Source organism: Neolewinella aquimaris (assembly GCF_014197245.1).
GTDB lineage: Bacteria > Bacteroidota > Bacteroidia > Chitinophagales > Saprospiraceae > Neolewinella > Neolewinella aquimaris.
Map to the genome: position 1 here is coordinate 48,894 of NZ_JACIFF010000009.1, position 12,046 is coordinate 60,939.

A 12,046-nucleotide genomic window follows, 5' to 3' on the forward strand; every position below is an offset into this window, starting at 1 on the left:
CCACTACCGAATCAGGTGATCAGGTTTCCCTCATCGTCCCACTCCGCGATGATGCCCCGCCGTTCCTGGTCGACGTAGAGGGGGAGGTATTTCTCGTCGAGGGAAACCCCGTGCTTGTCCTGCACTTCCTGGGGAACGCCTTCCCACACGTTGGGTTGGTTGCCCTCGTACCCGATGTACTTCACGCCTTCCTTACTGGTAAAAAAGCCGGTGACGACCAGGAAGCGAAGGTGATCGAAGAACCGCACGCCGGGTAGCAAGCGGTCGTCTTCGGATTCCTTTACTACTTCCGGATAGGCAATGTCGTCTACAATTGCGATCTGTTCCTCCGGAGTGGCCTCGATGAATGCCTTGCCGCCGTAGCGCTGGCTGCTTTCGGTGTTGATCCAGGCCAGTCCGCCCCGGAGGCGGGTTTGGTGCACGTGGGGTTGGTCGAGTGCCATAAACTCGATGAAGTCTACTACACCGGTATCGGTGGCCTTCGCGTGATCCTCCGCTTCGGGTACGATGATGTCAGCGAGTACGCCGATGGTTTCCAGTTCGAAGTCGGTAAAGAATCGATCGTTGCGGATGCGTTCGTCGCGCTCGGCTTCGTAGGCGGTACGCAGTCCGTAGCCCTCGGTCGGCTCTACCCCTACTTTGGAGCCCGGAACGAGTTCTCCATCGTCCTTGCAGCCGACCTGGGTAAAGATGGCGGTACCTACGGCTCCTCCGAGCAGGGTTTTGAGTGATTTGCGGCGATCCATCAGATATTCATTTTTTTGAGTTCGGAGACAATGTGCTCACTATTGCGCATGGCCAGGGCCATGATGGTCCACGTGGGGTTTTTATCGGCCTGGGAGGCGAAGATGGCTCCGTCGGCCAGGTACACGTTGGGCACGTCGTGGAGTCGCCCGTACTTGTTGGTTACACTGTCGCTGGGGTCGTCACCCATGCGCGCAGTACCGACTTCGTGGATAATCTGTCCGGGTGCCAGCAGGCCGTAGTCCTGCTCGTAGGTTGGCATCGGCGTAAGGATCTCCCCGCCCATGTCCGTCATAATTCCCCGGAAGGTTTCCTGCATGTGCTTGGCCTGTAGGCGTTCGTGGTCGCTCCACTTGTAGTGGAACCTCAGGGTGGGGATTCCCCACTCGTCGACAGTGTTGGGGTCGATCTCGCAGTAGTTGTCGTAAAGCGCGACGGCCTCGCCGCGGCCGGCCATGTAGAAGTAGGCACCGTACGCTTCCTTGATCTCGCTGAGCAGCGGATTGCCGTAACCGCCAACTTTGTAGTTGAGCAGCTTCTGGATCTCCTGGTGGCCGCCTCCGAAGCCGTACATCGGCATACCCATGGAGCCTCCCATTTCGATGTGGTAGCCGCGCGGGAAGTCGAGTTTCTTGTTGTCGCCCCACCACGGAGAGTAGACGTGCATTCCGCCCATACCGTCTTCGTTATAGCGGGTGCGGTTCATCAGGCTGGGAATGAAGCCGGAAATGCCGGCACCGGTGCTGTCGTGGAGGTAGCGGCCCAGGGTTCCGCTGCTGTTGCCGAGTCCGTTGGTCTGTCCCTTCTGCCGGGAGTTGAGCAGCAGGCGTGAGGTTTCGCAGGCCGATGCGGCCAGGACGATCACTTTACCCTTCACTTCGTATTCGCGGCGGTCGTCCTTACTTACGTAGCTGACGGCGGTTGCTTTCCCGGAGTCGTCCATGATGACCTCACGGGCCATGCTATTGACGAAGAGGTCGATCTGCCCGGTCTTTTTCATTGCGGGGAAGATCAGTACGCTTCCCGCACTGAAGTCGGCGTACACCGCACACGACCGGCTGCACTGCGCGCAGTAAAAGCAGACGCCGCGATCCTCGTTCAGCTTCTTGGTCAGCATCGACATGCGGGAGGGATAGACCGGTACACCGTTGGCGCGGGCGGCCTTGGTGTACATCATCTCCGACAGGCGGGGCTTGGGGGGCGGCAGGAAGAAGCCGTCCGGATCGTTGTGCAGGCCTTCGTTGGTTCCCGTTACGCCTACCAGTTTATCCAGTCGGTCGTAATAGGGTTTTATTTCTTCGTAAGTAATGGGCCAGTTGGCACCGAGACCATCAAGGTCCTTGCGGTGGAAATCGTCCGGACCGAACCGCAGGCTGATGCGTCCCCAGTGGTTGGTGCGCCCTCCCAGCATGCGGGAGCGGAACCACTCGAAGCGGGTATCTCCAACGGTGGAATACGGTTCGTTCGGAATTTGCCATCCGCCGAAGGCCGCGTTGTAGTCACCAAACGGCCGCGTGGTCGATGCGCCCCGGCGTGGACTTTCCCACGGCCACCGCAGCTGGGTTTTCATAGCGTTGTCCTGGGGATCGAAATAGGGGCCGGCTTCGATGATGGCAACGTTTAGCCCATTTTCGGCGAGGATTTTTGCTGACATCCCCCCTCCGGCTCCGGAGCCGACGATGACGACATCGTACTCCTTGTCGTTCTTTTTAATTTGCACTGATCAGTGAGTTTAGCTGGCAATATAGCAAACCTACCTCCAGGTTTTCCAGAAAACCGGTCTTGCAGCAACCGCTTTAGTGGCAATCTCACCGTTTCATGCTACTAATTCGAGTCCAAGTGTTTTAGCAGCGCTAAGTAGTCCTCCTTGTTGTTCTTGAGCCGTTCCTTTCGCACGTACTGAGCGGCGGTATCCGCTTCTTTCCCCCTGAGGTTGTTCAGTACATCCTTCATTTTATCGACCTCAACGCTGCCGCCCGGGCTGATGAAGTAATATCGGGTAACGCGCTTGAGGGTCCGCCTTGGCTCACTGGTATCAAACATGTTTTTCTGGGGTGGGTCCTGCCATGCAGTACTCTCGTGGATTAGCATACGGTACTGCTTGCCCGTAAAGGCTACCTCGTACCACTGCACCCCCTTAATGCGGCCTACCGGATCGAAACCGGAGATAAAGACCCGACCGTTATTGTCCTGTACCGTCTGTACTGCCCGACTATCGAGCTCGTACACTTCCCCCTCCACTTTTACCTCTACCTTCTGGTCGACCAACCGAATACGGCCCGGCATCTGGTAATCCTCGCCGCTCTTCAAGCGTACGTAAAAAAGGGTGAACTCTGAGTCGAGGTAGGCCCTTTCTGCATCTATTTCGTAGGCCAAATCAGGATTGCTTACGTAGAATGCACCACCAGCCGTGAGTGCCGCGCTAGGGTTTTGCAGGTTGAACATGGCTTGGCGCGTCTTGTCGTTTGGTTCCGCCTGGTCGGAGAAATCAGTCGTCTCGTTCTGGGCACTTGCCGTCAACGAGGCGAACATTGCAATTTGAATAAGGAACCGGGCACTTGTCTTCATGATCTATGAATTACGATATCTACAACTTACAATAAAAACGGCGGACACATCAGTTCGATGCGTCCGCCGTAGCTTAACTATTGGAAATGGTAACTACTTACCCTCTAGTTAAATACAGGGGTAGGATCGTCCAGGGTCTTATTTCCTGGATAGCTGCTGTTGGAAGAAATCTCCGTGGAAGGGTAGAGGAAACGTTCCGCCGGGGTGCTGCGCGTATCCATATCGGCTCCGATGAGGTTATCGGTGCGGATAATGTCGTAGAACGTAGGCAGTCCGAAGACGGACACGTACTTTTCTACCAGGATAGCTTCGATCAGATCGGCTCCGCTTAGATCAGTATCGTCCAGGTCATCGTAGGAATCCGTTCCGGTCAGTTGATCCCAGTAATTGCGGGCGTTATTCAGGGCGGTCAGGGCGGTTTCTTCATCACCCGTACGCGCGGCGGACTCGGCGATGATCAGTTGTACTTCGGGGTAACCGATAAGCGGGAAGTTGGCGTCCTTGGCGAAAAAGCCGTCGTCGTTCACGTTGATCCGGTAGATACCCTGATCCACGCCGGAACTGAAGAGCGCCAGACGGGCGGCATCATCGGTTTTGCCGTCTGCACGCGACATGGGCGTATCTGCGGCCAGGAAGTTGTACAGCGTAGACTGAACCGTGCTGTCGTTACCGAAAGACAGGTAGTTGGCGCGCTGCTCGGCCTCGAACTGGTAGATTAGGTTCTCCGCGAAGTCAGTCGTCGTATGGATAATTTCGACACCATCCGTCATATCGTTAAAGTTAGCAGCCTGGGCCGCACTGAGCGCGGATGCGTAGTCGCTCTGAGCAAGATAGTAGCGAGCCAGCAGTGCACTGCCGAATTCGCCCCAGGTCGTGCCGCCTTCACCGGTGGTGAGGACTTGGTTAGCCGTGGAGACGAGATTGCCGGCGCCCTGTCCGCCGATAGAAGCCTGGATCAAACCGATCGCGGCCGCTAAGACCTGCTCCTGAGGTTCGTACGTTGGATCGGGAAAATCCAGTTTGTTGACCTCGGAATAGGGTACATCGCCAAACATGAGGGCTGCTTCGGCCACGTAATAGCCTTCGAGCAACTTAGCGTAATTCGCGATCACACCTAATCCTTCCGAAGTAGCCTGCTCCTGTGCGATTTGGGCCTGAGAGATTCCCTGCTGAAACAGGTCTTCCCATACCTCGTCGAAGGTAGCGGCTCCTACCTCAAAGCGGTCCTGGGTAATGTACTGCCGGTCGGTACCGGCAAATTGGTCGGACCACATTCCGGAAATACGCAAGGGTTCGGCTTCGGCGATCGCCGCCGTGTTGAGAACCACTTGGTTAAAGACCAGCTGGGCCGGTACTTCGGTAAACTCATTGGGATTGAGGTTGAGGTCATCGACGATGCTCTCACAAGACGTAAATAGTGCTGCGGAAATCAGGCCCGCGTATACTATGTTTTTCATTGAATCTTATTAAGTGGAGGTTGGAAAAAACGTGGGTAGTATGGCTGCCGATTAGAGGATGCTGCTTTAGAGAGCATCCTCCAATCGTACTGGCCTACATAAAACCACACGTCATTTAGAAGCCGAACTTCAGGTTGAAGAGTACGGAACGGCTACCCGGGTTGTTGAAGTAGTTCAGACCACGACCGCGGGAAGCACCAGTTAGGTTCGTATCGGGATCGGCACCCTCGAATGGAGTCCACAGAACGAGGTTACGACCGGTGACACCGACACTCAGGTTGCTCAGTCCAACCGTCTTCAGCATGCTTAGGGGAAGGGAGTAGCTGAGGGTAACTTCGCGTAGACGAGTCCAGGAAGCATCTTCGACAAACTGTTCGTCGATTTCACCGAAACCACCACCGTTACCGAGGTACCAGGAGGCATCGGCGGCGACGGGGCCGGCACCGAAGTCAATCACGTTACCACGGAACTGGGTGCCCGCCGGGATGGTTGCGCCAGCGGCGTTCTTGATGTCGGAAGGAGCAGTAGAGATATTGGCAGTGTTGGGGTGAATACCGAAGTAGTTGAGTACACCCTTCGTACCATTCCACATGTCCTGACCCTGAGCGGTTTCAAACAGTACGCTGAGTGAAATGCCCTTGTATCCGAACTCGCTACCGAGGCCACCACGCCAGTCTGGGTTCGGGTCACCGATCACGTCCTGTTCAGGATCGTTGAAGGGGAATCCGTTTTCGTTAAGGCTTAGGTCGCCGTTAGCTTCCCGGGCATACTTACCACCGTAGATCGCGGCGAAGGTTTCACCTTCCACGAGGGCCGACGAAGTAGAGGTAAAGCCGTTGAGGATAAGACGGCTGACGTCGGGCAGTTCCGTAACGGTGTTCTCGTTGTGGCTTGCGTTACCGAAAATGCGCCACCGGGTATCGCTGGTGGTGATCAGGTTGTATGCAAAGTCAAACTCCACACCCGTGTTGGTGATTTCGGCGATGTTGGCAAACCTAGAGGAGAATCCGCTGCTGGGGGGGGTCTCCACCTCCAACAGGGCATCCTTGGTAACCCGATCATAGTAGGTCAGTCCAATGCTGAGCCGGTTCTGAAGGAAGCGGAAGTCACCACCGAACTCAATTTCCTTGACGATCTCGTTAGTCAGGTTAGGATTACCCTGAATCGAGCTGCGTGCGTACGATCCGCCGTAGTTGAGGCCGTCCAGTACATCACCCCAACCGCCGGAACCCGGGGTGGTCGGAACGAAGGTGGAAAGGTTCCGGTACAGGGGGGGCTCGATGCCTACCTCACCGTAGCTGGCCCGCAGCTTGACGAAGCTGATACCCTTGGTGTCGTCATCTAAGACTTTGTAGCCGATGCTGGCACTGGGGTAGAAGAAAATGTTGTCGGGAAGTGCCGCCGTGCGCTCGGCCCGGCCGCTTACCTCAACGAGGAGGTTTTGAATGACCGTGAAGTTCAGTACACCGAAGACGCCGTTCTTCTTGTTGCGGCTGAGGAACTGAGTGGAGCCATTGTTTGAAGCGATGGCATTCTCAATGATGAACTTATCCGAAGGCACCAGCAGGTTGGTAGCCGAGCCACTCAGGCGCTGGTAGTCGTTGTCGAAGTAGTTGTAACCAACCGTGTAATCCATCGAAAAAGCGTCGCTGAATTCATTGTTGCCCGTAAGGATCAGGAAGAGGTTCTGGGTCTTTTCCGTGATCTCGTCTCGGAACAGTCCACCCTGACCGTAATCGCCGGCAGAGTTTACCGGGAAGACCGTACGGCGCTCGTCCGTGTAGTAGTCCAGTCCGTAGCGGGCGGTAAACTTCAGGTTGGGAAGAATATCGTAGTTCAATTCGGGGGCAACCAGGAACCGGTCGACCTCGGAGGGGTTAACCTGGCGGTTGATCGTCCAGCCTGGGTTGTTGTAGGCGGGTCTGCCGATACCGAGGTAGTTGCGGTAGCCCCGGTGGCCCTCGCTGGCGATTCCGTTGGCATCCGTATAGACACCGGAATAGTCCGTGTTGTCAAAGTCGGGAGAGGTACGCAGGTAGCCCAGGTATAGACCGGCAAGGTTGGAACCCGTCTGTACGCGGTTGGACCGAACGCCGGAATAGCTGCTGTTGACGCGGATATTCAGCTTATCGGTCATGTTGAAGTCCTGGTTGATGCGGATGGTACTACGATCGTAGTCGGAATTTCCACGCAGGAGACCTTCCTGTTGCAAGTTGGAGAAGCTGACGTAGGTATTGCTGTTGTCCCCACGGAAGTTGATCCCCACGTTCATGTCCACGGTGTTTCCGGTCTGGAATACCTGCTCCCGGTTGACCTCGTTGAAGGTGGACCGGTCTCCCTTTTCGGTGATGGGGTAATAAACCGTGCCGGTCTGGTCGCCGGTGAAGAAGCCGCCGTCGGTGTCGACCACGTCGGTGCCACTGCGGTCGGCAATACGATCGCCCCAGCTGAGGCCGGTATTGCGAACCGAACGACCGAACTGGTCGAAATTGCTCGTAGTATTGGGAGAACCCTGACCGAATACGTCTTGCTTGTCGTACTCGCGGTTTACTTCGTCGAGGCCGTAAGAAATACCGGCGCTCACGCTGTACTTTTTACCGCCCGTACGTCCGCGCTTCGTGTTAATCACCAGTACACCGTTGGCTGCGCCGGTACCGTAAACGGCGGCGGCAGAAGCACCTTTGAGCACCGTGATGCTCTCAATGTCCTGTGGGTTAATGTCGTTGAGCCGGCTCTGCTGTACTACACCGGCGGTACCTCCGCCAATGTTGGAGTTGGAGATCGGCACGCCATCCAGAATGATCAGCGGCGAGGCATCACCGAGAATGGTGTTCTGTCCGCGAATCTGGATGTAGGCACCCGCCCCGGGGTCGCCCGAGTTACGCGTGATGTTGATGCCGGACGTCTTGCCGGCCAGGCCCTGTACCACGCCGGTCTCACCCGAACGCTGCAGCACATCCGCCTTAACGAGTGTGGCGGAGGAAAGGTCCTCGTCGCGCCGGCGCTCGATGCCAAGAGCCGTAACGACGACTTCACCCAGCTGAGCGGCGTTCTCTTCAAGAACGATGTCGAGCACAGTATTGCCCTGAATGGAAACGACGTTGGTGGTGAAGCCCGTATAGCTGACCACCAGGTTCTCCGCACCCTCCGGTATGGCGATACTGAAGTTACCGTCGATGTCGGTGACGGTGCCCGAAGTCGTCCCTTCTACAAGAAGGGAAGCGCCGATGAGTGGCTCTCCCCGCGAGTCCTGGACGGTGCCAGTTACGGTCTGTTGCGCCATCGCTATGCCACAGGCAAAACAGACGAACGCAATCACTAGTGAAAGTCTTTTCATGCTAGTCTAAATTTAGTTGATTACTTGTCTCAATGTGAAAAAATATGGTTAGGGCACAGCAGGCTCGATTGCTCGCTGTGGGCTCTGTTAGGGTCGGTCGTGTGGCTGGTATCTGGGTATGGTCGGGCGGATTTTTGGCATAAAACAGATCGAAATCTGCATCATCCCCACCCCACTAAATGAGTGGAGCGGCCAAAATGTGAACGCTAAGTTAAAATATTTCGCTGCCTAAGCAACCAATAATTTTTTCGTCCGTCCTTGTAAAATGGCGCGCAACCAAATTCGGTACCGTCGGCAGTGGACGATCTTAGATGCTAGCCAGCACCGCGGCAAATCATCTGCTCAGGCGGTTTAAGTACAGTTGAATGGTGTTCTCCAGGCCGTAATACAGGGCATCGACCACGAGCGCGTGTCCGATGCTAACTTCTTGAAGGTCAGGAAGTTTTTCAGAGAAGAAGGCCAGATTATCCAAATTAAGGTCGTGACCCGCGTTAATGCCCAGTCCCAGAGCTGCCGCATGGCTACTGGCGATGGCGAAGGGGGCTACTGCCGCCGCCCGGTCAATCGCATACTGGTGCGCGTAGGGTCCGGTGTAAAATTCTATGCGATCGGTGCCTACAGCAAGGGCACCATCGAGAATTTCCTCGCTGGGATCTACAAATATCGATGTTCGGATGCCGGCATTTTTCAGGCGGCCAATGATGCGACTGAGCTCAGTAGCCCGACCCACAGTATCCCAACCATGATCGCTCGTAAGCTGACCGGGCTCGTCGGGGACCAGGGTAACCTGATCGGGCCGAGCCTCCAGCACAACCTTCAAGAATTTTTCGGTCGGATACCCTTCAATGTTCAGCTCCGTAGTGACCACTTCCTTCAGTGCCTCTACATCGGCATATTTGGCGTGTCGCTGATCCGGTCGGGGGTGGATCGTGATGCCCTCGGCGCCGTATCGTTCGCAGTCGAGCGCTACCCTGATCAAGTCGGGGAAGTTGGCGCCGCGGCTATTGCGAATTAGGGCTACCTTATTGAGATTGACGGACAGACGTGGCATGGGAGAGAATGAGTTTGGGGAAAATTACGAATCTCAGAATGCCTCTCCCCTACTCTTCTTCGTTGTCCAGCGCCTGCAGGCGATCCGCCTGATCCGGGTTGCCCGTCAGGGCGAGCGAAAGGGCGGTGTAGTCGAGCGGTTCGTCGAGGTTGTTTCCGATCCGGGCAAGCATCAGCTGAAAATACCGGTCTTCAATGTCCTCCAGACCGGTAACCTCATCGTGAAAGCCGATCGTATCGTCGACGGAGGGGCGGAACAAGAAGCACTTAAAGAGGACCTGCCGCACCTTTTTAACCTCCGTCATGGAGAGTTTGGGGAAATCCTCCCGCAACAGCCGTAGGCATTCGTGATCGATGTCGGAGAAGGACGCAAAGGAGATATCATCCGCTAAAAAACCGGCGTAGACGTCGATGCCTTCCCACATAATCACGGGGTCAGGCATTCGGATACCCTGTTGACCGGCAACCCGGAGATAGAAGCTTGCCAACTGTTCCGGTGCGGGTTGGCGGGTAGATTCGGGTATCTCTACGGTGCCACCGACCAGGCGATACTCCGGTTCCTGTTCACCCTCCCGGTGGCGCCGATCGAGGATGTCCGACTGGTCGCGCAAAAAGTGACTGAAGGCCTCGTACCCCAGCAGACTTTCGTCAAACCCAGGTTCCTGACGTATGATGGCCGGCTTGATGCGTACCTGCTGGATCCATTCCGTACCGTAGTAACGGGCCAGTTGATTCATGGCTATGGACAGCAGCTCACGGGCACTCTTTACGTTCAGGTCGATGTCGCTCGACGATCCTGTATATAATTTTTGGCAACCCAGCCGGTGGTAGAAGTAAAAATCATCGCAGCTTTCAATCCAGAAATCATCGGAAACCGCTTCTACTCCGATACCGAGTAGTTTACCCCCCCGGTCGTGGACGATCTGACGCAGCTGGCGGTACTCGCTGCCACCCCCGATGATCATAATGGTGGTGGCCGCATCCGGCGACTGCAGGTAGTCGATCACATCGGCGATCAGACGGCGGTTGACCACCGGATTGCCGAGCTTGTTTGGGAACAGCTGGGTCAGGTCGATAGCCGACTCGCTCAGCACGTCACCGTAGCTGCCCAGTTGGCGCCAATCGGCATAGGCACGGTTGACAACAACCCTGCCTAAATCGTCGAAGTATTGAAGCAAACAGTTAACATCCACTACCTCTGGCTGGGGCATGGAAGCGGAAATGCGGGAAGGGTTTCCGTTGTTGGCGGCATTCAGCAAAGCATCGTGAAGCTGTGCGAAGTCCCAAAAAATAGCTAGGCTATCGAGCATGGATACTGAAATGTTAACCCTGCCGTCCGTCGCTATACAACAGCCCATCTGCCCGATGTACGGCTTGCGTACTGTGGCAGAGATGGATGGTCGAAAGCATAAAGCTTAGCGGACAAACTGGCAAAAAAGCGGGTCTTATTCGTTCATAGTGTATAGGCAGAGACAGTAAAAAAGTCTGTAAGGGGAACGTCGGCCTAATACCGAAAAACCTCCCTCTGCAGGAATATATAAGCAAGATAAGGTGCAAAGTTGCACATAATTGCTCAAGCAGTCAACTTCCGCACAATATTAATTATGCTACGCTGCGCTCCCGCATGACTTCTTCGTACATCTTCTGCAATTTCTTACGGGCAAAGAAGATGCGGGACTTGATAGTACCCAGCGGACTGCCGAGTTGTTCGGCGATCTCGTCGTACTTATAACCCTGGTAGGCCATGAGAAACGGCACCCGAAAATCATCGGGTAGGCGATCTACGAGCTCCTGTAGCTCGTTAAAGGTGACCTCACTTTCTCCATCGTTTACAACGGTCTTGTTCCCACTGTTGATGTAGTAGTTATTCGGGGTCTGGTCGATGATTAAGTTGCGGCGCACCTTCTTGCGGTAGTTGTTGATAAAAATATTACGCATGATGGTAACTGCCCAGGCCTTGAAATTAGTACCCGGATTATACTTTTCCGCATTTGTCATGATGCGAAGGGCCGTATCCTGGTAGAGATCTTCGGCATCATTCATGTTGCCCGTAAGTTTCAGACTAAAGGCGCGGAGGCTATTGGTAATCGTAGAAAGTAAATCTTGTATATCTTTTTGTTGCTGCTTGGTAGCTGTCATCTTCATTTGATTTGCGGCCTGTAAAAAATATTTACAAAATTAACCCCTACGGGGACATTAAGCAAATACCTACCGGCCATTATGGCCCCATTATGTACAAGTTTCGTACCAAAGGGCCATAAAAATCGACCATAGGGTAAAAAAATTTGACAACTGCCCAACCATAATCGTCACCGAATTGTAAACTAGAAACATCAGCTCACGAGATACGTATGAATACCAAGGACTCCGTTTTGCCGCCGCCCGCCAGGCCAGGCAATCTGCCGAACTTCATCGCCTCCAACCTGCGCCTATTGCGCAAACAAGCGGGCTGGTCACAAACGGAGCTAGCGGAGAAAGTAGGCCTCAATCGCGGCAACATCGCCAGCTACGAAAGCGGATGCGCCGAGCCTAGCATCTGTAAACTGCTCAGGATCAGCAACCTGTTCGACATCACGACGCGCGATTTCACCCGTCGCGACTTCAATGACCCAACTGAGTTGGCCCTGGCCCGCAGCACCCACCACGACGAACGGAACGACCGTAGGGAACGCTTCGCGAGCTACCGCGAACGATGCAACGAATTAGGCGGACTCATCGACTCATCCCACCATCTATTCGAATACAAGCGCGCCACCCTCGATAAGCCGTGCAAGGAAGCGGAAATCTACTCCGCCCAGTACCTACAGCTCCTCGAACTCAGCAATCAGTTGATGAAGGAGCACCGTAATCTCCTCGACGAGCTTGGCCGTCAGTGCAGCTAGGCCGACAC

Annotated in this window: 9 protein-coding genes; 1 reads left to right on the forward strand and 8 read right to left on the reverse strand. The window is 55.1% G+C overall.

The window, feature by feature from the left end; translation table 11 throughout:
* Window positions 1–11: 11 nt before the first annotated feature.
* The 8 genes from GGR28_RS16015 to GGR28_RS16050 form a co-directional block, all read right to left on the reverse strand.
* Window positions 12–746 carry a gluconate 2-dehydrogenase subunit 3 family protein gene (locus GGR28_RS16015; RefSeq protein ID WP_183496835.1) on the reverse strand — a complete coding sequence of 245 codons (735 nt, stop codon included), beginning with the start codon at window positions 744–746 and terminating at the stop codon, window positions 12–14.
* Window positions 746–2,464 carry a GMC oxidoreductase gene (locus GGR28_RS19390; protein WP_183496836.1) on the reverse strand — a complete coding sequence of 573 codons (1,719 nt, stop codon included), beginning with the start codon at window positions 2,462–2,464 and terminating at the stop codon, window positions 746–748. Before GGR28_RS19390 ends, GGR28_RS16015 begins: the two co-directional genes overlap by 1 nt.
* A 104-nt stretch (window positions 2,465–2,568) precedes the next feature.
* The gene (locus GGR28_RS16025; protein ID WP_183496837.1) at window positions 2,569–3,312 is read right to left on the reverse strand and encodes a hypothetical protein; all 744 of its coding nucleotides are present in this window, start codon (window positions 3,310–3,312) and stop codon (window positions 2,569–2,571) included.
* 104 nt (window positions 3,313–3,416) lie between these two features.
* Entirely contained in the window at window positions 3,417–4,769 is a 1,353-nt protein-coding gene (locus GGR28_RS16030) for a SusD/RagB family nutrient-binding outer membrane lipoprotein (protein WP_183496838.1), read from the reverse strand.
* A 115-nt stretch (window positions 4,770–4,884) separates the two neighbouring features.
* The gene (locus GGR28_RS16035) at window positions 4,885–8,106 is read right to left on the reverse strand and encodes a SusC/RagA family TonB-linked outer membrane protein (protein ID WP_183496839.1); all 3,222 of its coding nucleotides are present in this window, start codon (window positions 8,104–8,106) and stop codon (window positions 4,885–4,887) included.
* A 334-nt stretch (window positions 8,107–8,440) separates the two neighbouring features.
* Window positions 8,441–9,157 carry a pyridoxine 5'-phosphate synthase gene (locus tag GGR28_RS16040; RefSeq protein ID WP_183496840.1) on the reverse strand — a complete coding sequence of 239 codons (717 nt, stop codon included), beginning with the start codon at window positions 9,155–9,157 and terminating at the stop codon, window positions 8,441–8,443.
* A 49-nt stretch (window positions 9,158–9,206) separates the two neighbouring features.
* Complete coding sequence (locus tag GGR28_RS16045) at window positions 9,207–10,466, reverse strand: NYN domain-containing protein (protein WP_183496841.1); 1,260 nt, start codon at window positions 10,464–10,466, stop codon at window positions 9,207–9,209.
* Window positions 10,467–10,758: 292 nt separating this feature from the next.
* On the reverse strand, window positions 10,759–11,295 hold the full coding sequence (locus tag GGR28_RS16050) for an RNA polymerase sigma factor (protein WP_183496842.1): 537 nt from the start codon (window positions 11,293–11,295) through the stop codon (window positions 10,759–10,761).
* Between the two features lie 212 nt (window positions 11,296–11,507).
* On the opposite strand from GGR28_RS16050, the gene GGR28_RS16055 reads away from it, so the two are divergent.
* Window positions 11,508–12,038 carry a helix-turn-helix domain-containing protein gene (locus GGR28_RS16055; protein WP_183496843.1) on the forward strand — a complete coding sequence of 177 codons (531 nt, stop codon included), beginning with the start codon at window positions 11,508–11,510 and terminating at the stop codon, window positions 12,036–12,038.
* The last annotated feature ends 8 nt before the right edge of the window (window positions 12,039–12,046 follow it).